At 41.9% G+C, this 25,559-nt stretch carries 22 protein-coding genes; 18 read left to right on the forward strand and 4 right to left on the reverse strand.

The features are described from left to right. Positions 1-29: 29 nt before the first annotated feature. A complete protein-coding gene (locus tag RA178_RS11350; RefSeq protein WP_198573199.1) occupies positions 30-1,664 on the reverse strand; it encodes a diguanylate cyclase in 1,635 nt (544 codons plus the stop codon). A gap of 391 nt (positions 1,665-2,055) precedes the next feature. Between RA178_RS11350 and RA178_RS11355 the strand changes: the two genes are divergently transcribed. The 5 genes from RA178_RS11355 (at position 2,056) to RA178_RS11375 (ending at position 5,896) form a co-directional block, all read left to right on the forward strand. Beyond that, positions 2,056-2,736 carry a class I SAM-dependent methyltransferase gene (locus tag RA178_RS11355; RefSeq protein ID WP_306681963.1) on the forward strand — a complete coding sequence of 227 codons (681 nt, stop codon included), beginning with the start codon at positions 2,056-2,058 and terminating at the stop codon, positions 2,734-2,736. Then, complete coding sequence (locus RA178_RS11360; RefSeq protein ID WP_306681964.1) at positions 2,726-3,787, forward strand: HNH endonuclease; 1,062 nt, start codon at positions 2,726-2,728, stop codon at positions 3,785-3,787. Before RA178_RS11355 ends, RA178_RS11360 begins: the two co-directional genes overlap by 11 nt. A gap of 328 nt (positions 3,788-4,115) precedes the next feature. Then, a complete protein-coding gene (locus tag RA178_RS11365; protein ID WP_306681965.1) occupies positions 4,116-4,544 on the forward strand; it encodes a hypothetical protein in 429 nt (142 codons plus the stop codon). Positions 4,545-4,565: 21 nt separating this feature from the next. Next, a complete protein-coding gene (locus RA178_RS11370; RefSeq protein ID WP_306681966.1) occupies positions 4,566-5,150 on the forward strand; it encodes a hypothetical protein in 585 nt (194 codons plus the stop codon). 119 nt (positions 5,151-5,269) lie between these two features. Then, a complete protein-coding gene (locus RA178_RS11375; RefSeq protein ID WP_306681968.1) occupies positions 5,270-5,896 on the forward strand; it encodes a Fic/DOC family protein in 627 nt (208 codons plus the stop codon). 3 nt (positions 5,897-5,899) lie between these two features. Here the strand turns inward: RA178_RS11375 and RA178_RS11380 are convergent, their stop codons facing one another. Next, entirely contained in the window at positions 5,900-6,055 is a 156-nt protein-coding gene (locus tag RA178_RS11380) for a hypothetical protein (protein WP_173913200.1), read from the reverse strand. Positions 6,056-6,261: 206 nt separating this feature from the next. Then, a complete protein-coding gene (locus RA178_RS11385; protein WP_131524739.1) occupies positions 6,262-7,872 on the reverse strand; it encodes an ABC-F family ATPase in 1,611 nt (536 codons plus the stop codon). 675 nt (positions 7,873-8,547) lie between these two features. Between RA178_RS11385 and RA178_RS11390 the strand changes: the two genes are divergently transcribed. From RA178_RS11390 to RA178_RS11425, 8 genes are all read left to right on the forward strand, one after another. Then, positions 8,548-9,156 carry a VF530 family protein gene (locus tag RA178_RS11390; RefSeq protein WP_306681969.1) on the forward strand — a complete coding sequence of 203 codons (609 nt, stop codon included), beginning with the start codon at positions 8,548-8,550 and terminating at the stop codon, positions 9,154-9,156. Between the two features lie 631 nt (positions 9,157-9,787). Beyond that, entirely contained in the window at positions 9,788-9,985 is a 198-nt protein-coding gene (locus RA178_RS11395) for a hypothetical protein (RefSeq protein ID WP_254451406.1), read from the forward strand. Positions 9,986-10,691: 706 nt separating this feature from the next. After that, positions 10,692-11,660, forward strand: a complete 969-nt coding sequence (locus RA178_RS11400; protein WP_105253121.1) for a helix-turn-helix transcriptional regulator — start codon at positions 10,692-10,694, stop codon at positions 11,658-11,660. Next, positions 11,657-12,850 (forward strand): EAL domain-containing response regulator, encoded by a 1,194-nt coding sequence (locus RA178_RS11405; RefSeq protein ID WP_173496905.1) that lies wholly within the window; start codon positions 11,657-11,659, stop codon positions 12,848-12,850. The genes RA178_RS11400 and RA178_RS11405 overlap by 4 nt, the downstream gene beginning before the upstream one ends. 3 nt (positions 12,851-12,853) lie before the next feature. After that, positions 12,854-13,153 carry a hypothetical protein gene (locus RA178_RS11410; RefSeq protein WP_219250804.1) on the forward strand — a complete coding sequence of 100 codons (300 nt, stop codon included), beginning with the start codon at positions 12,854-12,856 and terminating at the stop codon, positions 13,151-13,153. Continuing rightward, the gene (locus RA178_RS11415) at positions 13,143-15,047 is read left to right on the forward strand and encodes a hybrid sensor histidine kinase/response regulator (RefSeq protein WP_306681970.1); all 1,905 of its coding nucleotides are present in this window, start codon (positions 13,143-13,145) and stop codon (positions 15,045-15,047) included. Before RA178_RS11410 ends, RA178_RS11415 begins: the two co-directional genes overlap by 11 nt. Positions 15,048-15,234: 187 nt before the next feature. Beyond that, complete coding sequence (locus tag RA178_RS11420) at positions 15,235-16,269, forward strand: GGDEF domain-containing protein (RefSeq protein ID WP_263172123.1); 1,035 nt, start codon at positions 15,235-15,237, stop codon at positions 16,267-16,269. Positions 16,270-16,443: 174 nt separating this feature from the next. Further along, positions 16,444-17,241, forward strand: coding sequence for a CLCA_X family protein (locus RA178_RS11425; protein WP_263172125.1), 798 nt, complete (start codon positions 16,444-16,446; stop codon positions 17,239-17,241). 160 nt (positions 17,242-17,401) lie between these two features. Here the strand turns inward: RA178_RS11425 and RA178_RS11430 are convergent, their stop codons facing one another. Continuing rightward, positions 17,402-18,337 (reverse strand): hypothetical protein, encoded by a 936-nt coding sequence (locus RA178_RS11430; RefSeq protein ID WP_263172126.1) that lies wholly within the window; start codon positions 18,335-18,337, stop codon positions 17,402-17,404. A 461-nt stretch (positions 18,338-18,798) separates the two neighbouring features. Here RA178_RS11430 and RA178_RS11435 point away from each other — a divergent pair, with 461 nt between their 5' ends. The 5 genes from RA178_RS11435 to RA178_RS11455 all read left to right on the forward strand — a co-directional run bounded on the left by RA178_RS11435 (position 18,799) and on the right by RA178_RS11455 (position 24,817). After that, the gene (locus RA178_RS11435; RefSeq protein ID WP_306681971.1) at positions 18,799-19,968 is read left to right on the forward strand and encodes a PepSY-associated TM helix domain-containing protein; all 1,170 of its coding nucleotides are present in this window, start codon (positions 18,799-18,801) and stop codon (positions 19,966-19,968) included. Beyond that, positions 19,968-20,444, forward strand: coding sequence for a PA2404 family protein (locus RA178_RS11440; RefSeq protein ID WP_105252512.1), 477 nt, complete (start codon positions 19,968-19,970; stop codon positions 20,442-20,444). Before RA178_RS11435 ends, RA178_RS11440 begins: the two co-directional genes overlap by 1 nt. A gap of 272 nt (positions 20,445-20,716) precedes the next feature. Next, positions 20,717-22,903 (forward strand): TonB-dependent siderophore receptor, encoded by a 2,187-nt coding sequence (locus RA178_RS11445; protein WP_306681972.1) that lies wholly within the window; start codon positions 20,717-20,719, stop codon positions 22,901-22,903. Positions 22,904-23,544: 641 nt separating this feature from the next. Then, the gene (locus RA178_RS11450) at positions 23,545-24,003 is read left to right on the forward strand and encodes a hypothetical protein (RefSeq protein ID WP_113940432.1); all 459 of its coding nucleotides are present in this window, start codon (positions 23,545-23,547) and stop codon (positions 24,001-24,003) included. 184 nt (positions 24,004-24,187) lie between these two features. Beyond that, entirely contained in the window at positions 24,188-24,817 is a 630-nt protein-coding gene (locus tag RA178_RS11455) for a DsbA family oxidoreductase (protein ID WP_306681973.1), read from the forward strand. Positions 24,818-25,559: the final 742 nt, after the last annotated feature.

Raw genomic sequence — 25,559 nt, forward strand, 5'->3', positions numbered from 1 at the left:
TGCGCTGCAGTGGCTCATTCTATCTAGTGCTAGTCAGTCGGAGAAACCACGAGCTGATTTCTGCCTAAACGTTTAGCTTCGTAAAGGTTTTTATCTGCTAGTAACAGACAATCTTGAAATTCCTCACATTGATCCGAAAAGGCTAAACCGCCGCTGAGCGTCACCTTAAATTCGACGCCATCTTCAACAAATACGATATGGCTAAAGCTTTCACGGATCGCATTCAACTTGGCAATCGCCAGTGGTTTTTGCATATCTGGCAGCACTAACATAAATTCTTCACCACCGTAGCGGCCGGTAAAGTCAGTTTGACGTAAGGATTGTTGTAACAGGTGGGCAAATGCCAACAACACCTTATCACCACCGGAATGACCATAAGTATCGTTGACCTTTTTGAAGTGATCTAAATCGAACATAGCGATACAAACTTGAGAGTTAATCCGTTTCGCTACGTTAAAACAGCGTCTCGCCGCCACCAGAATTTGGGTATGATTTAACAGCCCAGTTAAGCTGTCGCGACTAGCCGAACTGCGAATATCATGACCCCGTTGCGCACGGGAAATCACCTGCGCGACGAATAAACTCGGTGCGGTTTGCTTTGAAATTAAGTCATCTGATCCCGCTTGTATGATGCTGACCTTATTCTGCATCGTATCGTCTGAGCTCAACACGAGAATTGGGCTCGAGGTGTATTTATCCAATTGGCGGATCATCTTTGCCAGCTCAAGCCCGTTCACTTCGGGCATGTACAAATCGAAGATAAACAAATCAGGCTCAAATTGCTCAAGGGCAGGCAAGACTTGCTCGGCACTGGACAACCCTTTTACCATCAAACCATGGCTGCGTAATAGGCTTGAAAAGTAATCCACCATAGATTGTTGATCATCCACCAGTAACACCTTAAGTGGCTGTTTCTCTGACATTTTGAGGGATTGATGGATTTTGCGCACCAATAAAGTGGTTTCCGCAGGTTTAACAAAATATTCGCTGACGTTGGCACGAATGGCCAATAGCCGCATGTCAAAATCCCCCCGCGAGGATAAAACAAACACTCGGGTATTGTTCTTCTCAAACTCAGTGGCGGCTTCGAACAAGGCCTCTTCAGTCCAATCGGGCAGAATTAAATCCAATAGAATCAGATCGAAGGGCGTTTCATTTTGCACCACCAAAAAGCTCGTGAAATTCAAAAAATGCTGCACACTAAAACCGAACTCTCGCAGCTGCTTTGTGATCATAGCGCCGACATTACCATCGTCTTCTATGATGGCAATATGGTGCTCATGGCGCGCCTTTGACGGTTTATAGGGGCTTTGCTGCATTTGCGCCTCTACTACTGGCGCCGACGGTTGGCCACGCATATTGTTTTGTAACAACTGGTGGAAGAGGGTATCTAAGCCTTTGATAGTAGGAAGTTCGGGGGCTGGCGCATTGAGCAGCCCCTTAAGCAGCAACTCCAGTTTATCGACTATGTGTTTGGTATCTGACAACCCAAAGGTCTCGCTCGACCCTTTTAAGTTATGCACCTCTCGGTACACGGCAGACAGCATGTGTGCGTCCCAATTTTTACGCAATGAAATCCACAAGGTAATGATTTGTTTCTTTTTATCCGGCAGTGCATGTAAAAACTGTCGTTTAAGTTGCTCTAACGAATCTTCAAAACTCATAGGCAATAGATATCCTAAATAATTGAGCCCTAGGTCTTAATCTCTATATAGACGCTACGCCAAGACGTTAAAACCCGTTCACTCCCACACTGAAATGGAAACTGCTCTGGAGAAGCATGTAACAGATTCAATCAATTGCACTTATCTTTACACTCACTCATAGAGTGTAAACCACTGCGAAAAAAACGACGGGAAAATGCTGAGATTGCATAGGCATTGATAAGAATATTGGGGCGAATAGCCGAAATCAGCACAGTGATCGCGAGCTGCATAATGCTAAATATTTTATGCAAAACAGCATGATAATGATGACATGTATTTTTTATCAAATACGATTGTGATAAGTTAGCGTCTGTAAAAACAATCACTTGTTGCAAAAGGATCGTTGTCAGTGAGCACAGTGTTTTATAATGACTACGCCGAAATACTCGCGGCACAGTATTTGTCTAAAACCTTTGAAGAAGTGCATTCGAGTTGGTTGCATCATCTTTTGCCTCTACTCACCAAAAATACATTGTCGATATTGGATGTAGGAGCTGGTTCTGGCCGGGATGTGTATTATTTAGCCGAAAAAGCACAGGGCAAAGAGACACAAATTATTGCAGTCGAACCTGCGGTTGTTTTAGCGAAAATGGGGCAGGTGTTAACGCGGGATCTACCCGTGCGTTGGATTGAGGATGGTTTACCTCAGTTGCAAAAAGTGGTTGGCCTAGCGCAACAGTTTGATCTGATTTTACTCAGCGCAGTGTGGATGCATTTATCTCCCTCAGAACGCCCACTTGCACTAGTAACACTCTCACGCTTACTCAATTCGACTGGACTTTTAGTCATCAGTTTGCGCCATGGCCCAAGCCCCGATGCGCGCGTTATGCACCCAGTCAGTGTCGATGAGCTGCTCACACTGGCTGCAGATTGTCAGCTACAACTTTTAGATTTGAGCCAAGATGAAACCGATAAACTCGGTCGCTCACAAGTGCATTGGCAGACGCTAGTTTTTACACCCAAACTGATGCCAAACGTAAATGCACCTGAATCAAGCGTTATTATTCAGGAGCGACTGAATGCCGATTGATGCGAAAAGACAAGTTGAATTTATTAGCTATTTACAACGTCTGTTAGTTGAAGGGGATTTCGTTGCAACTTACAAATTTGCCTTACTGCATGCGATCGCCGATATCTGTATCGAACGGCCATTAATACTCAATGCCGATCCTGCGCTGAAAACCGCCATCAGTATTGATGATTTGGTAGAGAAGTTTATTGAACTTTACTGGCAACACTCTTTGCCTTTTGGTGCCAATGATGGGTATTTTGTCCTGATCCAAAATAGTGGAAAGCAATCAGCCTTGATCAACAGTTTGATTGAACTACGCAATCAAGGTGTTAACAGTCTATCCCAGTTAAAAGCGCATCTTAGTTATCCAGCTTTATTGCGTAAAACGCGCGGTACGTTTAAAGATGGCCCCTTATGGCGCTTACAAAACTTGTCACGTAATGAAGAATGTTTCCTTTATCCCCATGATAAAACGAAAAATTACATCGAGTTGAATCCGGGTATCGCATTTTGCTTCAGGCGATTTCACGATTTAGTGGTGTCATTGGCTCGTACTCAATGGGTACAAAAAATCGCCGAGTTTCCAGCAAATCAGGTCATTATAGGCAGTAAAGGCAATTTAAGTGAGTTTCTGTTTGGTAGCGACAGACAGACGATCACCTATGCTAGACCTTTACTGCTTGATATCCAAAAAGGCCAATGCTTCTATTGCCAAAAATCATTAAAAGAAACAGGCGAAGTGGATCATTTTATCCCTTGGGCACGATATCCTAATGATTTAGGCCATAATTTTGTCCTCGCACATAGCAGTTGTAATAATCAAAAACGCGATCACCTTGCCGCTCAGCACCATAAAGATAACTGGTATGAGCAGAATATTATCCAGCATGGCCAAACGTTACACTCTGAACTCAGTCGATATTTTGTCTGTGAGAGTGATCGCTCTGAAGCCATTACGACTTGGGCTTATCAGCTTGCAGGACAAAATCGCTCGCCTCTCTGGCTCGATAAAAAGACCTTTGTGCCTTTTAATGCATTAGACAATGACCTGTCAAATACAGCAATTTAGAGCATGCTCACAGTTTTATGGCACTTATTTTTAGCACTTGCCAAAGGTCGAGTGATCTTAAAGCATTTGTTCCTGCAATTGAGTGAGCAACGCTGCCAAGCTAAAGTAATCGATGAGCTATTTACATGTTATCTTGGTGGCATTACATTTTATCTTCATTGATTTTGTTACCTGCTGATAGTAAAGGTTTACTTCCTGCTAAGGTAATTGATTTCAAAGAAAATAAAGAGTATTTGGTGGACATATATGGCGCACTCGTTCAGTGACAACAAGCAGATGAATGCATCATGGAATTTATTGATAATACATGTCTAGTTTTGGAGGTTCGATGATGAAATCGATTTTCTTACTGCTCATATCTGTGCTTGTGCTGATAGGTTGTACAACGCCTAAATCGCCGAGTGAAGTCTATGACGAGTACAATGCTAAGGTACAGCAGGGGATGAGTTATCAAGAGGACAAGGCTTACTATACCCAACGTAAGCAAGCGGATGTGGAGTCTAAGTTCCCACAGTATATGCAGCAGATGAAGCTGTCCCGCGATGAAGTGATCGCATCTTATCTTTCATTTTCAAAAGCGGCTGCCAAGTGCAAAGCACTCACCTTAGTGTCGCAGGTGATAGAAGGGGATACGGCCGTTCTTGAATATGCACAAAAAGATCTCTGTGGTAATGCATCGGAGGCGAATGAAAAACAAAGAATTAGTATGATAAATGAAGGTGGTTGGAAAATTGATGAGCTCCAAATTAGTCTCTAAATCATTTGGAATGTCGTATCAATGACAGGATTTTATGAGTTTTTTAGCCTGCCAAACGGAGTTGAGGTTACTTGCCCCCATTGTGCTGGCTGCGCCACTTTTACCTTTGCCCATGTTTTTCGTTTAGAGAAAAAAGATGCGCATTTATTTGAGAGTAGGCAGTTTGAGATCAAGCAGTTTAATCAAAGATTTGCTCATAAATGGACTGGTGTGCTGTTTTTCCCTCCGCTATTGGATGCTTCTTGGCGGGAAAAATTGCCAGAAAAATACCAAGGTACTTCGACTTGGGAACATAGGGCGAACAGTGCTTTTACAGATGGTACAGATCTTGGTCTTATTTGTTGTTATCAGTGTATGGCAAAACAGAAACATCGACTTGAATGGCCCAATGACGCATTTTATTCCCTTGAGTTTAAAGGTCATTCACTTTGGGCATTTAATAAACAGATGATGCTTCAGATCCGTGATTATATTCAGGTCAAAGATCGCAATGCAGTATTCGAGTCTGAGCCGATAGTCATTCGACATTTGCCGACAATTTTTAAACTGGCTAAAAATCGCGAGATATTGGTTAAAAAAATTAATAAGCTAATTTATAGCCCATAGTTTCTACATACCTATTTCAAAGACTTGTGTGGTCAATCTCATCGAGTAGTTGTGTTAAGTTGTCTGTGACTCGGATATTTGCTTTTCTATTAGTTATTACAGTTAGCGGGTCTATTATCATGTCGAAATATCATATTGGCACTACCGAGGATGAATTCGAACCCGGTTCCGGCGGCCATATACTTCGTAACAAACTCGCGATAACCGATGAAGAGGATATGGCAGAGGTAGAGACTCAGTTGTTACTAAAGCTTTATGAGTACGTGTTTCAATCTGGTGTTATTGAAAGCGAGCATCTATCGGTTGGTATGCTCTTTGAGTGGCATCGAAAATGGCTCGGTAATGTTTATTACTGGGCTGGTGAGCGGCGTACAGTCAATATGGAAAAAGGTGGTTTCGAATTTACGGCAGCGGCTCAAATACTTAAGTGTCTCACTCAGTTTGAAAAGGAATATTTAAGCAAGTTCAATGGTTTAAATTCGTTTTCTAGAGACGAAGTTGTGAGTTACTTGGCTGAAAGTCATGTGGAATTTATCCTAATTCACCCATTTAGAGAGGGAAATGGACGTTTGTCACGTTTGATACTCGATGTGATGGCAGTAAAGGCGGGTTATCTCCCACTTGATTATGGGATTTGGGAACAACATAGAGATTTTTATTTTAAGTCAATTCAAGCAGGGTTGGGTGGGGATTATCAACATATGGCTCGTTTGGTAAACGATGTGCTCAGCGCTAAAAACGAATGAAGTTTAGGCTAAGGTCAAATGACTGAAACGGCTTTTTTTGGCCTTCAATTTTGCTTCAACTTCAGCCGTAGTTTTACCCGTCTCAATAGCGGTTGAACTGGCCACAGCGCGATAGAGTCGATTTTGAGTCACTTGTGTGTTTTTTGATTTAGTTTTCATAGGATCAACCTCAATTAAGTGCATGAATTATAGCACTCTAGATAACGAATAGACAGCTGTGTATCCAAGGCCCAAAGCAGCAATACTTCATGTTTTACCAATCATATCGCTCTTTAGATATCGATAAAAAGTCGTCAGTAGGTTCTCCAATGACGACTCTTTTAATCAAGCTGACATAGCCGATTAAGGTTTATCAAAGCACAACATTACGCGCTTTTTCTCGCTTCCATTTCTGCTTGGCTTGAAAGGTACTCATCGAAAGTGCCTTGGAAGTTAATCACTTTTTTATCTTTAATATCAATGATACGTGTTGCGAGTGACGATACAAACTCACGGTCATGACTGACGAATATCAAAGTGCCTTCAAAGTCTTTCAACGCATTATTGAGTGCTTCGATGGCTTCCATGTCCATGTGGTTAGTCGGTTCGTCCATGATCAGCACATTGATGTCTTGCATCATTAACTTACCGAATAACAAGCGGTTTTTCTCTCCGCCTGAACAGTTACGAGCTTTCTTGTTCGCGTCATCTTCAGTGAACAGCAGACGGCCTAACATGGCGCGTACCATAAGGTCGTTGTGCTTAGGTTGGCGCCACTGTGACATCCAATCCATTAATGTATAGTCATTATCAAATTCGTCACTGCTGTCTTGTGGACAGTAGCCGATTGATGCGTTTTCTGACCACTTGATCACGCCTTTATTATGTTCTAAATCATTGACTAAGCAGCGTAGGAAAGTGGTTTTCCCCACGCCGTTTTCGCCGATAATCGCTAATTTTGCACCGGCTTCGAGGATTAAGTCGCCGCCTTCGAATAGCAGCTCACCATCAAACCCGTGGGCCAAATCTTCGAGGATCAGTGCTTGGCGATGCATTTTCTTGCCAGCATCGAAACGAATAGAAGGGTGAATACGGCTTGAGGATTTCACTTCATCAAGCTTGATCTTGTCCATTTTTTTCGCGCGCGAGCTGGCTTGTTTTGCCTTAGATGCGTTGGCACCGAAGCGGTTAACGAAGTCTTGCAGTTCTTCGATTTCAGCACTCTTCTTGGCGTTGCCCGATAATAATTGTTCACGGATCAAAGACGATTGTGCGAGGAAGTATTCGTAGTTACCAGGGTAAATGCGCAGTTCGCCGTAATCGATATCGGCCATGTGGGTACATACGGCATTCAAGAAATGCCTATCATGGGAAATAATGATCATGGTGCATTTGCGTTTGTTCAACTCGGCTTCTAACCAGCTAATGGTATGTATGTCCAAGTTGTTGGTTGGTTCGTCAAGCAGCAAAATATCTGGGTTGGCAAATAGTGCTTGTGCCAACAATACCCGCAGTTTCCAACCCGGTGCGACTTGTTGCATTAGGCCGTAATGAAAAGATTCTTCAATACCCGCTTCGAGCAGAATTTCACCGGCGCGGCTTTCGGCGCTGTAGCCATCCATTTCGGCAAATTCACTTTCAAGATCGCCAACGCGCATGCCATCTTCTTCGGTCATATTCGGATTGGCGTAGATTGCATCGCGTTCCTGTTTGACTTTCCACAGGGCAACATCCCCCATGATCACCGCATCGATCACACTGTATTGTTCAAACGCGAACTGATCTTGGCTTAGGGTACCGACTTTTAAGCCGGGCGTGATGGACACATTGCCAGAGGTTGGCGCTAACGCTCCGCTGAGGATCTTCATAAAGGTCGATTTGCCACAGCCATTCGCGCCGATCAAACCATAGCGGTGACCGTTGCCAAATTTCGCTGAAATGTTTTCAAACAATGGCTCAGGGCCAAACTGCATCGTGATGTTCGCGGTAGAGATCAAAGGAGCTTTCCTAGGTATTTGCTAACGGGGATTGTGACAAACAAGCCTCAAAATGAAACATGCGCTTCACCCACTCTAAGCCAAAACATTAAAGTTGGGATAATAAGGTCGCGGAGTATACAGACTAAGGGCTAAAGATGCGAGCAAGGATGTGATGCGCAGCTATAAATCGAGCCGTTTCAGTTGCGTTTATTTTGAGGTTGACCCAAGGCATCAGCGGATCATAGGTAAAATTTAGAAACGGGTTTGAGCTTGATGCTGAGTTCATACCTGTTAGCGTGATATCGCGGATATGCAGATTAAAACCGTCGGCTGCGGCGTATTTTCTTTGCCCTAAAGCCGATGCCAAACCTCGCTAGCGCAAATAAAAGAAGGCGTTTAGCTTATTTACCGTTATTATTCCCGCAGTTTTGTCGAGCAGCAGATTTTACGGCTAATATTTAATGGCTCAGTTTGGAGGCTTCAGGTCCTTAAGATTTAAGATCTAAGCATCGCGAGCAATAAGGCTTAACGCCCTATGCTATTGCCGTAGCAACGTCAGTGGCTCATGAATTCATAACTTGAGTGATTTCTCTAATCGCGAATTTTAGTAGCGAATTGAGTCACTCGTTTAACAACTCAAAACCGTAAACTAATACAGTAAAATCAGCCAATAGGGCTGAACTTGGAATTCCCATGATTGAAGAGCAACAGAACAACCCATTACACGGCCTCAAACTCGAGACAATGATCACTGAGTTAGTCGATTTTTATGGCTGGAAAATTTTATACGCGGCATTAAAGCTAGGTTGCTTTAACACCAACCCGACCATTGAGGCTTGTATTATTTTCCTCAAGAAGACTGAGTGGGCGCGGGAGAAAGTGGAAAACTTTTACCTGTATCGATTCAAGCGTATGCCTAAAGCCGTCGGTGAGCAGTTTGATCTTAAGCCACGCGAACGAGGTTTTGCCTCAGGTATCGCGCCGCGTAAACCGATGGAACTCACCATAGAATCTATCGCTAAAATGCAGGCACAAGCCAGCGCCGAGTACGAAGCGGGTAATAAACGTCCCAACTCTGGTTATGGCTCAGGTAAGAGCTTTGGTAATGGTTCAGGTAAAAGCTCAGGCAAAAAACCTACGGGTGGACGTGGCACCGGCTCTGGATATGCTTCATCGAATAGCAACTCACAGCGCCGCAGCGAACTCCGAAACGAGCCAAGAAACGATTCAAGAATGGCTGAGCGTTCCGGACCAAGCCCATCGACGGATGACAACGATCCGTGGGGCACTAAACGCGGCTAATCTCATATCTGTCGAATTGTGTGGGCATGGTTTTTCGGTTTTACATTCGTTATTTACAGTGACTAGCCTCAGCTTGCTATTTTCGTATCCGTAAAAATTAGCTTTTGGTATGAGTTAGCTTTTGTAAGAGTCGTTTTGAAGTCATGGCTCTAGTTGTATGATAGAACATCTGATTTATCGCCTGATTTAAAGAGAAGAGGTTAGCTGTTGAATACAGCTAACCTCTTTTTTATGATTAACTATTCACTTTATTGCATTAAGGTGAGAAAAATCTCGGGGATTATAGTTTTAGACTTGCATATCAAGTGCATAACCAGTTAATTCATCAATTTGCAATCAGATGGTGCCGGTTGCTCATGTTTACGACCAATACCAGCGCCTTCTCTAACACCTGTGCTTTATATTCTATACCTTTGTTCATCTTAGTCTGCTAAATGTCCAGAGTTAACGTCAAGGTGTTTGACGATACAGCTCCAAGGTAACCATTTAAATGTTTGATTATCATTGGGTAAGTAGTTTTAGCCGTCTTGCTCCACCAGCATTCCCTGTTGCCAAACGCCGCTGCCGACTTGCAGATGCGTAACGGTCAAACCATAGGTTTCGGCGCTGCCGTCATTCAGCGCCAAGGGATATGTCAATCACTACTATATTCGAACTGCGGTTAGGCTTAGCGGCTGGTATTCTTTTGTGTCTAATGCGGGATAACTTAAGTTTGCCCGACATAGCTGAAAAACTGACAATGAGCCCAGCCACCTTAACAGCCACCTTAAAACGTTGTTTGGCCGAGATGGATTTAAACTTTGCCCAACTCGCTGATACTTGCCGATGAGACCCGTTTAATCAGAGCACTGTATTACTTGGCTACACCTGCGCAAGATGTATTGCCACTTCTTTATCCTTCAGCGACGCCAGTGATTATAGGCGTTCCTTTAAACGCTGGACTGGCCAATTACCCACTTATTTTCGCAGTTGGCTTGCTTAAGCCATAAGCCATTAAAAACTATCCTACTTATATCTCTAAGCTGATACTGCCGCGGTTTGCCTATTCCAAATGTGAATAACCATGCAGGGAAAGCGCAGAGCAGTGAGAAAAACCCCGAAGTTATATCCAGCATGTTGAATATTTAATGAATAAATAATCAATTTGGCGTTTTATGGCCTTTGCTGGTGAATCATATATTTTATGCGGTTTTATAGGGGGTTCTGTTGATTGCGGTTTTATCTATGATGCAATGATTTAACCGAACGAATAACTAGACACTTTTTTCCATCGCTTTTTTGACTGTGCCATGGTCTCAGATAAACAATGGCATTTATACTCGTTTTCCTATTGCAAAAAAACGTGGTGAATAAAAGGCTGAGATGGAGGAACTGAGTGATGAGTGACGAAAAAATCACTGGACTTTATTTCATCGAGAAACTTCAACGCATTTGGATTACTTTTACATTTAGACATCCAGAGCCAGTAGATGACATCGACCATAAGACGTATATGGAGCTGCTAGATAAAATAAAAAATTCAGATGGAACGCGATATGATTTGTACACCTATCTCCTATCAAAGCAAAACAAGTGCACAGACATTCTCCAATTTCTTAAAACACACCCGCAGTGAGAATAATTTATCTCAAGAAGATTTATGTAGTCTACTCAGGCAAAAAAGCTGCCTGTTCGATATGCTAGATTCCATCACTATTAGCCGTTGGGAGCGGGGAGTTAACATTCCATCCCTAGCTAAACAGTCTGAAATCGTTGAAATATTTGGCTCTGAACTGTTTGATATTTATCGGGAGGATAAGAAATTCATCAACGAAGGTTTAGCGTTAATTAACCTTTTTGAATCGACCATAGAACGCAGTGATCATCCGTACTACCGTAATACTCCTTATCGTGTCGAGTTTATCGAAAGCCACCATCAAAACTTTATGACTCTGCTGCAACTCAGTTTGGTTTATGAAAGTAACCCGCGTTTATCCTTTGTGAGCCGTAAGTTGTCTCAACCTTTTTTCCGTGGACTCTCATTGGTGGTGGCTTTTAGCTTTGGGGATCAAATCATTGGACACAGTCTATTCTGCCGCACTCAAGGCAAAATTGCCCTTGAATTTATGAATGATGAGGTGGACTTATTTGAGGTCATTAACCATAACAGTCAAGCTTTGCCAGATACCTTAATGGTGTTCTCCTCCTTTGGCGTAACGCCTTATATTGAAAATTATATGATGTCTGTTTATCTCAATGAATTGGCCACGAGTCGCTCACTTAAGTTTTTGAGTTTTAATATCTGTGATGAGTCACTAAAACGAAAATTGACGCAATTTAAGTTGCCCATATTTAAAGTAAGAACGATAGAAGGCGGCTTCAAACCAGTCAAAAACTATTCGTTTTTCTCCAGTCGCACAGAAGTCATGGCGAATCGTAATTTACTCAAGCTTTCTGTCATCCCTACATCCAAATCCCAGACGATCGATCCCATTTTCTTTATGCAGTTAGAGACCAATATATGAATATTCTCATCATAGATGATCAACGCTTTATTAGAGAAACCATGAAAGCTGATATCCATAAGTACTTAGCAGAGGACAATGTGGAGATCTATGAAGCCAGTAATGGTAATCAAGGAATTGAACTGATTTTAGCTGTAGAAGCAAAACTTGATTTAGTCATTTTAGATTTAAAAATGGATCAAGGTGACGGTATTGCGGTGATTAATATGTTGGCTTCCGAGCCCCGATTTACTGCCATTCCGATTGCGGTGATAAGCTCCTCGGATAAACGGACTTTAGAACTGGTGGATAGCATTATCACGGGTTTGAAGCTCAACTTGCTTGGCGTATTTGCTAAACCTATCAATGTGAATGACATTTTAACGCCATTGCTAGACGCCTCCGACGATAGAAACCGTGCCCATCAAGATGAGTCTATCGTGCAAGACATGGCGGCGAATATCAATGTGCGGCAATTGCTCAAAAATGAACAATTAATTTTGTGTTATCAACCTAAGATTAACCTTAAAACAAAGGAGATCATCGGTTTTGAAGTGCTTTCGCGGCTTTGCGATCAATCCAATGGCTATATTTATCCCGACGTTTTTTTGCCACTGGTGAATCAGCAGGGGCTAAATAGCTTGTTTTCGCGGATGGTTATTTCCCAAGCATTGCAATGTTGGTCGCGCCAACCGTTATTAATGGCGTTTGCCCTGTCGATTAACATTACCGCAGATGATCTGACCTGTGATGAACTCATTGAGTACATCATCGAATGTGGTCGTGAGTATAAACAAATCCATTTGATTTTAGAGCTCACCGAATCACAGGAAATCATTAACCAAGATAGAGTGCTTAACTCAATTGCACGGCTGATCATCAATAATATTGATATTTCCCTCGATGATTTCGGTAAAAGTTATTCTACTTATGATCGTCTTGATGCCATTCCCTTTAAAGAGATCAAAATTGATAAAAGTTTTGTCTCCGATATGGATATCAATCACCAACATTATCTCATCGTAGAATCCACCATCGCGCTTGCGCAGAAGATGCACGTAAAGGTGGTTGCAGAAGGCGTTGAGACAAGTGCAATAGAGTTAATTCTCTCTGAGTTGGGGTGTGATGTTGCCCAAGGTTATTTGTACAGCCCCCCGATTGAAGGTCGTTATCTTATTGATTGGATTGCTCAATATAATAGGAGTGCCTAATGTATGAATGCTAATACTGAGTTACTCAAGGCCTTATCTGTATTCTTTGAGCAATACAGCCAAGAACAGCAATCACGACTGCGATTGACACTGATTGCTGAATTACAGCGAATGCGACTTGAGCTAGAACAATATGAATCTTCTGACAATATCGAAGGGCTGAAACATCAATTTACGGGTATTGCGCGCTACTTGCAGCTTAAAGATATGCTGTCTGTCATGGATGTTTGCGAGCGAGAGCAGTTTGAATATCAGTTATGCAGCTTGCTAAAGGCCGTAATGGATTACGCTAATGAGCTTTAAATATAGCGCTTGTATCAATATGTTCAGTGGCTTATGGGTCACTCTGTTGGTGCTGTGGTTAACCTTGTCCCACTCACGTTATGAATTTGACTCCATTTACAATAAAAAAGCAGAAGCGGTTTTTACTTCTTCACGGGATATGTTCTTACAACATGAAATTATGTTGGATGCGCTAAAATCGTTTTTTTATGCTTCGAGTGAGGTAACGTCACAGGAATTTGAGGTTTTTGCTAAGGACTTACTGAAGATCAAATCTGCTGTCGCTTTTACACTGACCTCCGAACTTGAACTGGCCTATATCTCTGATCAGACAATGGCGCCAGAACTTAAGCCACTTAAATTAGTCAAGAATAGTAAAGGGGAACTTCAGGCTAGCCTTGCCGATTACACGTTAGCGGTTGTTAATATCGATGGGCCTAATACGCTTTATTTAGTCTATGCCATTTCTCATCAGCGGATATTAGCGCGGATTGAGCAGGAGCAAGGTGTATGTATTAGCTATCAATTTGAACAATCGTTATTGCAAAGTTCATCCTGTAACCATGAGTTTTCCACAGGCATATTTTCAATGTTTAGCTACTCAGATAGCCGAACTTTGGATATTCCTGGATACCAAACCCGTGTGAATTTACGCATAGAATATCAAGTGCCACAAAAAGAGGTTGTCGAGCTAATCGTGATTATCTTACTGATTGCTTCTCTTGGTATTACTCTGTCTTTTCTTTTGTACTTTAAGTCTAAAAATCAGCATATTGTAGAGCAGATTAAGCTCGATAATCGATCTAGATTAGCAGTGCTTTCCAGCATAAATCATGAGATCCGCACTCCTATCAATGCCATTCTTGGCTACAGTCGCATGTTAAAAAAAGCGCGCTCACAGCCACAAAAACTGGACGAAATTATCGATAAAATGACCTGGTCAGCTAACTTACTTTACTCGGTTGCCGAAAATACGTTGAATTACAGTAAGGCTGAAGCTGGGCAGTTAAAATTGAATCGGCATTTAGTCAATTTACACGAATATCTGAGCAATATTGAGGATTACTATCGTGCTTTTAGTGCGACATCGGGTAAACGTTTAAAGGTTGTCGTGAATGAGTCTCTGCCGAAGTTTATCGAGCTCGATGGGACTAAGTTATTCCAACTCATGACGAACATTATCAATAATGCCTTTAAATACAGTACGGGTAGCGAAGTGCATTGTTATATGGACTTACGCCTTATACGTAACCATAAAGACCATAGTCCTATGCTTAGGGTACTGATCCGCGATTTTGGCGAGGGAATGTCAAAGGAAGCGCAGCGCGCTTTAGTTGATCCCTTTATGCACGCATCTAACTCATATACAACAACATCGGGCATGGGATTAGGACTCTATACTTGTAATCGATTGCTTGAGCAAATTGGCGGTAAGTTTATGTTGCGCAGTCAAAAGGGCAAAGGCACCACAGTGCTGTTACATTTTCCCTGCCAACTTACCGAGGTGAAAGAACGATTAACGATTCAATATGATCAACAAAAAGTGTTAATCATAGATGATAATCTGTTTAACCTTGAGATTTGCAAAGCCATGCTAGAGCACTATCATTTTCAAACCTTCAGTGTTGATAACGCAGCGCAAGCACTTAAGATGTTGATTCACTCATTGCCACATATTGTTATTGTGGATTACCGTTTACAAGATATGAATGGCTTGCAACTTATTAAACAGATGCAACAAACATTACAAAACCTTGCCAGTGATACCCAGCTTGAGCATCACTGTCGCTTCTTTTTGCTTTCAGCTAATGATAGCGATGATATTCCTGAGTTAGCATTATTCCCTGAGGTACATTTCATGCAGAAACCTTTTAGTGCTGAAATATTTCTCAGTAAATTGGCCGTAAAATCGTAAATTATCAAAGCATTGGATCTGGTTTTTAAAGCTTATTTGCCGAATGTGTGGGATTTACATCGCGGTAGAGCCAATCCCGTTGCGGTAATATGGGGGTAAAGACAAAGACGCTGTGATTAGTGTAGAACGCTGCTAATCTAAACATGTCGGAGATCTTCTCTAAAAGCGTCATTGCTAGGAATAATCGATGGAAAAAGAATCTCTTGAGTCTGTTTACCCCTTTTTAACTGAAGCCTTACGGCTAAGCGAGAATGGCCTCGCTGTTTTGGACAAGCACAATCATTTTATCTTTTATAACCATACCTTTGCGAAAATGTTTGGTTTTGTTGATCAAGACATGGCTGGCCGGCATTTTGACGACATGATGCACTTTGCCTTTACCCATAAGCAAGGGCCTAAAATTGATCATGAAACCATAGAGGAATGGCTTGAACTTATTCATGCGAATCAACGTAAATCAGCTTTTCGACGTTTTGAAGTGGATCTGGTCGACGGTAGCTGGTTGCAACTTTCTGAGCAGGTCTATCACAATGGCGATATGGTCATTGTTTGCACCGATATTACCCAGTTAAAACAGGTCGAATTTGCCCTAAGGAATGCGCAGACTGAGTTGAATCGACTCGCACTCACCGATGAATTAACCGGTATTGCCAATCGACGGCATTTTTTCCAGCAGTTAGAGCATGAAATCAAACGCTTGAGTCGTCTACAGTTACCTTTGTGCCTTGTCATGATGGATATCGATTATTTTAAACTCGTTAATGATCGCTATGGGCATCAAGTGGGTGACAAGATACTGCAGCATTTTACCCAATTTATCAGTGCTCGCACGCGCCCATACGATATCTTTGGTCGCTTCGGCGGTGAGGAATTTGCGCTATTACTGCCAGAAACATCGATCGATGTCGCGCAGAAAATTGTGACGCGTATGATGTCAGCGCTTGCGAATGAAGATATTTCAGCGATAGTCGCCGATTTTCACTATCAATTTTCGGCAGGAGTGAGTGCGTTAACACCTGTAATTACTCATCATGCCATCGAAGAAAACAGCGGTATTTTAGCGCTTCAGTCTGTGCCTTCACCGATTGAAATAGGGAGTCAGTGCCGTTCAGATGCTGAAAAGCTGGTGGCCGAGGCCGATAAAGCCTTGTATCACGCTAAAACTACGGGGCGAAATCGTGTCGTGGTTTGGGATGATGTGATATTAACGGCTAAAACTTAACGAACCCTGTGGTTGACGAAATCTAAGCATCGCGATACCAAACCAAGGGTAAGCGCTGCTTGGCTCCTATTCTTAACTTGATATTGCACTTAATGCAGCGTTTTGTTCCTGTGCATTTTCACCTAAAATAGCCAGCTTAATGTGTCTCTCACTGCAAAGGGTTCAAGGGAAGCCGTGTTAATCAATCAGCAATATAACCGCCATGGACCCGATTATCGATTTGGTGAGCAAGTCACTTTTCTTGATATTAAACAAACCTTTGGTTTTAGCCATGTGCGTGTGGGCCGCTGGGTGACGCGAGATGAATCGCGCATTGCTGCAGATTTAGTGTTTGATTCGCTCGCCGATCTGGCCTTTATCTTAAAATTGCCACCTTTGACTTTAGGACTGCGAGAAACCGTCAGCCTGGCCTTTGGTCATGGCGGCCAAAAGGGCGTTCAGGCCCATTATGCACCCGCGACCCGAGAGTTGGCATTAGCTAAAAATGCAGGTGCAGGTGCTTTAGCCCATGAGTTTTGGCATGCGTTTGACCATTATATTGCCGCTAAATCATTCAAACCTACTAATAAGCGGTTTCAGTGTGCGAGCGATCTTTGGCTATCCGATCTGCCCATTATAGAGCATCCATTAAATGTTCGATTATCTGAGATCTTCAAAGTGACATTGTTGAGTGGACAGGGTGATGAGCCCCATGATTATGTTCGCCGAGCGATTGCATTAGATAAAAAACATGGGATGCAGTACTTCTCTCGGCCAACGGAGATGATGGCGCGAGCATTTGAAGCCTGTATTGAATCCTATACTGATATTTCGAATCCGTATTTAGTGTCGGGAACCCGTTTCTCAACAATGGCAAAGGAGGGGGCTTATCCCGATGAGACCCACAGACAAGTGATTTTTCAGGCGCTGATCAATTACTTTGAACCGTTGGGGATCGCATTGGGTAAAAATCCCTTAACTAGGGCGTGTTGACGTTTTGAGTCATGCATTTAAACAGAGGTTGGTTTAGCGTCGGTAGAGGGCAAGGTAAAAGGTAAAACGACATTCGCCTTAGGTATTTTGAATGTGTTTTGAATGCGAATGGCAGTGGACAGGGGGGAGGGTCACGAGCCGTTTGAAGACTGATTGCCAATCACAAGCTCGCGTGCTTAGTCGACAACGTTTGCCAACAATAGGCCAAACTATGGCGAATCGCATCAAGATATTGAGATGCCTGAGTATCCATTAAATACCAATTGCTGGATTTTGATTCTGGCATGTGGTTGAAAAATAAAGCTTCAGTATTGATGAGCTGGCTAGGATGAGCAAATTGCTGCCAAATGTTGATGGGTGTATGCGCCAGTGTGATTAGCCATTCAAGTTGCATCTGCCGCGTGGCTGGATTTAGCGCATCTGCGATTAATAAGCTCGACTCTTGTAAACGCTCAAGTAAATCAAAGGGATTACCTGCGTTTATCCTAGGTGCGACTTGGCATGGTTGCATTTGGTTTATTGCGGATAGGCGAGGTAAAAATACGGACGCTAAGCTAAATTCAGGCCAGTCGAGCGATGGTACCAAAGCCTGGGCAATCCGCCGTTCGCCTAACCAATTATGCACCATGCAAGGTAAGTGATCGTCAGGCGGTAAATCATTGGGTCTTGATAAACTCGGAAACAGCGACATCCGCTGCACTTGCACATGCTGAGACAATTGCTGCATCAATACTATTGTGGTTAAGCCAGATGAAGGCCAGCAGCCAAGCTGAGGCGTTAATTCAATCGCAACTTGTGTCAAGGCTTGCGTAAGCAGACCACTTTGTGGATGACCTTGTACCACAAAGGCATATTTTGATTCAGCAAAACCACCGTTGGCGATATTTACTATCTGATTATTTACATTGCTGTTTTCAGCCCATTGAGTACCGTTAAAAATAAATGTCGTACCTGTGGTCGCAGGCTGCCAATCGCCGGAAGCATTACCAATAATGGTCACTTGCTCAAAGGCAAGAGTGCCCACTAGAGCTTGCAGATCTAATTTAGCATGTGGCATCTGCAAATGTTGATGCATGTGGGTGTGAGACTTAGGCATAGGCGGAACATCTGTTTTACGAACTCAAAATGGACTTCATTGTAATGGATTATCCCACTGAGCCCAAAGGGTTAATCCATTGAAGTTTACCGGATGCTGTTTTAACGCAGGATAGTTTAGCTTTAGGTATACCGCGCATAAAAGTGATGCGCGGTATTGGCGATTAACAATTAGACTAAAAATTATAACTCAGGCTAAGTTCGACATTTCGCGGTTCGCCGAAGAAACCTTGATTGTAGAAATCAATACTAGAGTAGTAAGAAGCTATTTGGCGTAGGAACTCGGCGCTAACAATAGGCTCGAAATGAGCGCTGCTAACAAGGTTTTATCCATCATGATTCCCCATCATAGTATTTTGTGACCGGCATTCTAATTGAAAACAATTCCCAGTACATCGTATTGATAACAATTTGCATTACCTTTACACTCGCGAAATACGATAAGTGTTAGGAAAGTCACAAATGGCGAAGATCAGTAACCGATTCTGGTTTATGTTGCATGGTTGGGTGTCGCTCCCAATTTGGTTGTTATTTTGTTTTATCTGCTTGACGGGGACGATTGCGGTACTGAGTCATGAGATCACTTGGTTAACGAATCCTGCATCGAGGGCGTTGAACCCTAATGATTTACCCGTAAAACCGGTTAGTGAATTAATAACGATTGTTGAGGAAGCCTACCCAAGTGCGGCAGTCTCTGGCGCTATGACATTAGAACCTTATATGGTCAATGTGATCATGTTCAGTGACGCGGATAAACCCTATGCCATGGCCTATGTCAATCAATACACAGGTGAGATCCAACAGATTAATGAAGGCATGACATTTGCCGGTTTTATCAGATCTTTGCATGCTTGGTTATTATTTCCTTGGCAAAGCGGTTACAGCTTGGGCTATTACCTTGTCTGTTCGATGGCGCTGTTTATGCTCGCGTCTTTAGTGACGGGACTCATTGTTTATAAACGTTTTTGGCGAAGTTTTTTTGCTCCGAAATTGCGTGTGAGTCAAGGTAAAAAGACACTATTGGCCGATTTGCATAAATTGTCTGGTGTGTGGTCTATTTGGTTTATCGCGATTATGGCCGTTACCGGATTATGGTATTTAGTCCAAGCCATTTTTTGGCATGCTGATATTGATATTGAGCCACATGCGCCATTGGTTGCTGCTGAGCAATTGCCCTTTATCCAAAAGGGTGATGTGAATCCCGCAGATCCAAGCGTGACATTTGCACAAGCCTTAACATTAGCGCAAACGCACTTTCCAGACTTTCAACCAAGCTATGTGATGAAACCCGAGCATAATCGTGACATGTATCATCTGAGCGGTAGTGGCGAGCACATTTTTTACGATCAGTATTCTTACAACCTTAGTATTAACCCTTGGACGGGGGAGATTGCAAGAGCGACATCACCCGAGACGATGACAGGGATACAAACACTAATGCATATCGCAGATCCTTTGCATTACGGTACCTTAGGTGGTATCTGGACAAAAATCATTTGGTTTATTTTTGGGGTGATCCTATCGGGTATGTCAATCACGGGATTTATGATGTGGGGACTGCGTAATGTGCGTGCAATTAAAAAAATGGAATCCCCCAGTGCTGTGGCAGATAGGTTAGAGGAGGTACGTTAATGGCTTTCATTCATTCAACTTTTTGGCAAAAAAATAAATATAAACTGAGTGGGTTTATTCTATTGCTCCCTCTATTGTTTTTGTATCAGTCGCTAACACCTACATTTCCACCGGCCTGGCAGGCTCAAGAGTTAGGTGAATTTAAAATAGCTCCTTTACCCTTAGATCTAAAAGCACCCTATGTGCATCATGATGACTATGTGAAAGATTTTATGTTGGTTTTTGAAAAAGGTGAGGTAGGCAATATACGCCAAGGCTATGCCAATATTGGAACGCAGGCTTTGCCAATAGCAGATTTACAGCGCAGCGAGAATGGTATTTTACACGGTAATAAGCATGGCCAACACGTACACGCCATCGCAACTAAGACGCTAACCTCCGCCGATAGTCTGTGGATATCGATTGAGAATTGGCAAGGTGAGTGGCAAGTGGCAAAGTGGCCTCTGCCTGCCGAGCTAATAGTACAGACACACTGAATGAGGTAAAAGCTAAACACTAATGGCGATCCTATGGAGTAATAATTTCAGGGTCGCTTTTAGTGGCGTAGATTAAGAATGATTAACCGAATACGGGTAAAGAATAACCTTTTTCGCCGTAAACGCTCACTTTTGAAGGCATAAACACAGCGGGGACGTTTATTCCTCATTAATAAATGATGAATTTGTTATATACATCACCAAAATACAAATGAAAGTGATTCGCAATAGTGTTACCGTATATCCATCCTAAATAAACTCCCTAAATTACTATGCGCTTTTATCTACTACCTCTCGCGTCTGCCATTACTTTGGCATTAAACCCTTTGTCAGTTTTGGCTGCAGAGCCGTCTTCTGCAGCAGATGCAAATGATCAAAATATTGAAAAAATAACAGTGATGGGCAAGTACACTGTGAGTCGAACCATTGATACCGCCACAGGTTTAGGGCTGTCACTGCAGGAAACGCCACAGTCAGTGAGCATCTTGACCGCTGAACGGATCCAGGATCAGGCACTCAATACCGTTGTTGATGTGGTTAATAACACAGTAGGTTTGTCTTCATCTAAAACAGATAACGTTCGAAATGGCTTTATGGCCCGTGGTTTTGCGGTTCAGAATTACCAGATTGATGGCGTACCTTTATCTTGGAGTTTGGGGGGCGATGCAGGTGAGACTGTGTCTGATATCTCTCTGTATGAGCGTGTAGAGGTGGTGCGTGGTGCAACAGGCTTACTAACGGGGGCAGGGGATCCTTCTGCTTCAATCAACCTAGTGCGCAAACATGCCGACAGTGACGAACTTAAGGGCTATGTTGATGTTGCTACGGGTAGCTGGGATAAAAAACAAGTTACCGCAGATGTTTCTAATGGCCTCAACGACAGTGGCAGTGTGCGCGGTCGCATGGTCGCGAAATATGTCAATAGCGATTCTTATCAGGATCTTTATCAAGACCGTAAGACCATTCTTTACGGCGTAATTGATTCAGACATTACTGACAACACTATGCTGCGCGTTGGCGGTAGTTACAATAACAACAACCCCAAAGGAGCGATGTGGGGTGCGTTACCAGCAGTATTCAGCGATGGTTCGGCTACTGATTGGGATGTTTCTACTACAACAGCGGCAGATTGGAGCCGTTGGGAAACGACTAACATCAACTATTTTGCTAACTTGAACCATTATTTCAGCAATGGTTGGCAGTTGGTGGCGAACTATAATCGCATGGAATATGAAACCACCACCAAAATGATCTATATGTCTGGCTTGCTGAATAAAGAAACCGGTGCAGGTTTGAGCGGTCAGCGTTATCACAGCCATGGTGAAAGTAACTCTGATAATTTCGATTTTCAGTTGAAAGGCGATTACCAACTCTTTAACCGTGAGCATCAATTTGTGACTGGTGCCTTATACAGCAAACAGAAATCCTATGCTGATACTTATGAACCCATCCGTGAGAATATGACGGGCTGGGACTCAAAGGCAGTTGAAAACTTTTATGATTGGCAAAGCAACGCCTTTGAAGAGCCTGAATGGTCAACAAACGCCAATCGCCAGTTGAATATGGATACCGAGCAGAAAGGTTTCTACGCAGCAACTCGGCTAACACTTACCGATGATTTAAAAGTGATTGCCGGTGGCCGTATTTCTAGTTGGAACCGCGAAGGGATCAGTTATGGTACTGATACCAACTTTGGTGATGATGGCGTGTTCGTTCCTTATGTTGGCGCCTTGTATGACATAAACGAAGAGCATCGTGTTTACGCCAGTTATACCGAAATATTTAATCCGCAGAATAAACAAGATGCTAGCGGTAACTATCTGGATCCACTCGAAGGTAAAGCCTATGAAATCGGTTTAAAGAGCGCTTATCTGGACGACCGTCTACACACCACTGTGGCACTGTTTAAGATTGAACAGGATAATTTTGCTAAGCAAGATACAGACTTTGAGCCGACGGATGAGCAAAAAGCAAATGGTCAGACAAGTGCTTATTATGCAATACAAGGTACTAAAAGTACTGGCTTTGAGTTAGAAGTTGTAGGTGAGTTTATTGATGGCTGGAATATTTCGGCAGGTTACTCTCAATTCACCGCAGAAGATGCAGAAGGCAAAGAACTTGAAACCACGAGCCCTCGCAAACAGTTTAAACTCTTTACTACCTATCAGTTTGTCGATCATTTACCTGAATTAACTGTTGGCGGTGGCGTTAACTGGCAGAGTGATAGTTACGCACAAAATGATAGCGTTGTAATTGAGCAAGATGCTTATTCACTAGTTAACCTAATGGCTCGTTATAATCTGGCGGAAAATATGGACCTACAACTAAATCTCGAAAACCTGCTGGATGAAAAATACTATGCCTATATGTCTGCAGCATCCTATATGCCTCTTGCATACAGTGTGTATCACTACGGAACCCCACGTAATGTGACCCTGAGTTTTAATTACCGCTTTTAAATTTTCCGCTAAATAAAAGGAGTAGCCGAGTTATCGGCGACTCCTTTTATATCTTCTATTATTGTTATTCCCAATATTTTGATGGCTCGTTTAGTGCGTATTAACGACTCAGTACTGACATCGGTAAATATTGGGCTAGCTCACCTATGGTTCGTTCCAAAATCTAATACTGTTATTAACTGAAAGCGGGAAGATGATGCCCTTCAATCTAGTTATGGAATGGCACATATTATATTGGTAGTTTTCCTTCTTTCTTGTGCGCATTGTATTGTCAACAATCAGTGCGGCAACGAACAGAGTCAATAGAAAAATATAGGTATACTCATGTCATTAGCCTCATTACAAGGTTATGGCTTATCGCCAGCTTTTTAAGCTAAAGACCAGATGTTACATAAATTAAGCCGTTGTTGGACTTATAAAGTATTTTATGTTGATGACAAGTTGTTAACAATTCATATCATTAATAATAGACATAAGTGTTTGACTATTTAGTCAATAATCATTTCAAAACTGCACTTTTAATGAGACATAATGTCATAGTAAATATAGGCTTGTTTAGTAAGTTTATTTTCATCAATGCATAGAAAAGTGATTCATTTTTCACAGTAAAGACCAAGGACTCCCGTTTTGAGGAGAATAATATGCAAATAGAAACGCTTTATGATGTTATGCAATGGACTAGAAATATACACCAACAGCTGCATGCATTTGCGGCACATTGCGCACTTACAAATGATAGCGAAAGAAGCGGATTACTGTTGGAGTATATTTCAGCCCACGAGCAAAAAATGGCTCTGGTTATCAGACAGTTCGAAGATAATGGCAATAGCAATGCACTTAACACTTATTGTCGGCATTATTATGAAAAAACCGCTATTCCTTTTAACACCATAGGTGAACATCCGTTTAAGAGGATGGATACGGATGAAATAGCGATGGCCACACTTGAGTATCATAAAAATATTGTAGGGCTGTTTGAATATCTACAAAACTGCAGTTCTGCACCTTCCGTAACAGAATTTCTTAGCAATATACTGTCCCTTGAAGAAGCTGAAAAGCGATTACTGGCACGTAATATGAAACAAATCGATGACTTCTAGTATGTCTGCTAAAAATCACATCCTTTTACCTATTGCTCGGTGTAGCTTCGGTATTTATTCTGTAGTTCAGATATTGAAATCTTGACTTCATGTGGGTAACAAGTAGATCTGCCATCACAATAATTATTGATTAGCCTTGAAACTAGAGTGTATGACTTAAACTGCCACATTATTAAGGATTAACATGAATCAACCCCTGAACATTGATTACTATTCTGATATTCTTTGTGTGTGGGCTTGGGTTGCACAACAACGTATTGAGGAGTTAAATCAAAAGTTAGAAAATAAAATTCATTTTAAATATCATTATCTCGATGTATTTGGTGATGTTCAAACAAAAATTGAGACGCAATGGAAACAGAAAGGTCAATATAATGGTTTTGCAGAGCATGTACATAAATCTGCATCTATCCGTGATGACGTTCCCACGAACTCAAAAATATGGACAGAAGTCAGACCGACAACGTCGGCCAATGCTCATTTAGTGCTTAAAGCCATTGAACTTATCTATGACAAAAACACCAGTATCAATATGGCATTGAAATTTCGGAGTGCATTTTTTATCGACGCATTGGATATTGGTAAGCTTGAAATACTTTATGATCTGGTTGATTTCTATGGGCTGGAACAGAAAAAAATCACCTCAAGCGTTCATGATGGTTCTGCTATAGCCGCATTAATGAGCAACTACCAAAAGTCAGCACAACAAAATCTACAAGGCAGTCCAAGTTATATTATCGACGAAGGTAGACAAATATTTTATGGTAACGTAGGTTATCGTGTTCTTCTTGCGAATATAGAAGCATTATTGTAAAAATCAGCAGTCGAGGCTAGTTGGTGCTAAAAACCTTAGACTACCAACTGTGGTTCTCTAAGTTCTACAAGATGCTATGAACACCTCTAGACCATTTTAACGTTTTTAGAGTTATACCTCTTAGTTCCTTCTTAGTTTAGCCACTGAATACTCATATTCATATTTTTAATGGCATCTATGACATACGCAAATGTAGCTATATTAGGTATCAGATGATGTTTTAAGTTAAATTATGTATTAAAATATTTATAATGTGTACGCTATCGCACAGACACACTTTTAGATAAATTATAAATTGGATACAGAGTTTAGATTGATATGCCTTTAATGGGTAAATTTTATCTTAATAAGATATTTTATGTTATTTATCTTGATGTTGTGGCTCATCATTAGGATGTCGTTTAGTTGGAAAATCACTAGGTAATTAAATAATGGAATTCAGTCATGGTTAATACTAAATTTCAGTAAATAAAATGATCGCCACAATTTATACTTAAGATAAAATTCAAGATTGCTACAAAATATTTTCCTATTTAAACCAATGTCATATTGTAGCATTAATACCTAAGTTGACACGGTATGATTGATGTGGAGCCAGTCACACAATTTTATGAAAACACCGCGGAATTAATTTTAGCCTAATTTCTATGTCGCTTTACTGATATTTACCAACTAAGATTTTTACTAAAAATATTTAGATGTTTACTAAACGCTATTTACTAAAAATGAACAATAGCTCATA

Origin of the sequence: Shewanella oncorhynchi, from assembly GCF_030848765.1 — a bacterium.
In the GTDB taxonomy this organism is placed as follows: Bacteria; Pseudomonadota; Gammaproteobacteria; order Enterobacterales; family Shewanellaceae; genus Shewanella; species Shewanella oncorhynchi.

Bases quoted from the DNA above. Each gene is read 5' to 3' on its own strand.
- RA178_RS11350 (WP_198573199.1), bottom strand. From the start codon at position 1,664: ATGAGTTTTGAAGATTCGTTAGAGCAACTTAAACGACAGTTTTTACAT.
- RA178_RS11360 (WP_306681964.1), top strand. From the start codon at position 2,726: ATGCCGATTGATGCGAAAAGACAAGTTGAATTTATTAGCTATTTACAA.
- RA178_RS11365 (WP_306681965.1), top strand. From the start codon at position 4,116: ATGATGAAATCGATTTTCTTACTGCTCATATCTGTGCTTGTGCTGATA.
- RA178_RS11370 (WP_306681966.1), top strand. From the start codon at position 4,566: ATGACAGGATTTTATGAGTTTTTTAGCCTGCCAAACGGAGTTGAGGTT.
- RA178_RS11375 (WP_306681968.1), top strand. From the start codon at position 5,270: ATGTCGAAATATCATATTGGCACTACCGAGGATGAATTCGAACCCGGT.
- RA178_RS11380 (WP_173913200.1), bottom strand. From the start codon at position 6,055: ATGAAAACTAAATCAAAAAACACACAAGTGACTCAAAATCGACTCTAT.
- RA178_RS11390 (WP_306681969.1), top strand. From the start codon at position 8,548: ATGATTGAAGAGCAACAGAACAACCCATTACACGGCCTCAAACTCGAG.
- RA178_RS11395 (WP_254451406.1), top strand. From the start codon at position 9,788: ATGTCAATCACTACTATATTCGAACTGCGGTTAGGCTTAGCGGCTGGT.
- RA178_RS11400 (WP_105253121.1), top strand. From the start codon at position 10,692: ATGATTTGTACACCTATCTCCTATCAAAGCAAAACAAGTGCACAGACA.
- RA178_RS11405 (WP_173496905.1), top strand. From the start codon at position 11,657: ATGAATATTCTCATCATAGATGATCAACGCTTTATTAGAGAAACCATG.
- RA178_RS11410 (WP_219250804.1), top strand. From the start codon at position 12,854: ATGAATGCTAATACTGAGTTACTCAAGGCCTTATCTGTATTCTTTGAG.
- RA178_RS11415 (WP_306681970.1), top strand. From the start codon at position 13,143: ATGAGCTTTAAATATAGCGCTTGTATCAATATGTTCAGTGGCTTATGG.
- RA178_RS11420 (WP_263172123.1), top strand. From the start codon at position 15,235: ATGGAAAAAGAATCTCTTGAGTCTGTTTACCCCTTTTTAACTGAAGCC.
- RA178_RS11430 (WP_263172126.1), bottom strand. From the start codon at position 18,337: ATGCCTAAGTCTCACACCCACATGCATCAACATTTGCAGATGCCACAT.
- RA178_RS11435 (WP_306681971.1), top strand. From the start codon at position 18,799: ATGGCGAAGATCAGTAACCGATTCTGGTTTATGTTGCATGGTTGGGTG.
- RA178_RS11440 (WP_105252512.1), top strand. From the start codon at position 19,968: ATGGCTTTCATTCATTCAACTTTTTGGCAAAAAAATAAATATAAACTG.
- RA178_RS11445 (WP_306681972.1), top strand. From the start codon at position 20,717: ATGCGCTTTTATCTACTACCTCTCGCGTCTGCCATTACTTTGGCATTA.
- RA178_RS11450 (WP_113940432.1), top strand. From the start codon at position 23,545: ATGCAAATAGAAACGCTTTATGATGTTATGCAATGGACTAGAAATATA.
- RA178_RS11455 (WP_306681973.1), top strand. From the start codon at position 24,188: ATGAATCAACCCCTGAACATTGATTACTATTCTGATATTCTTTGTGTG.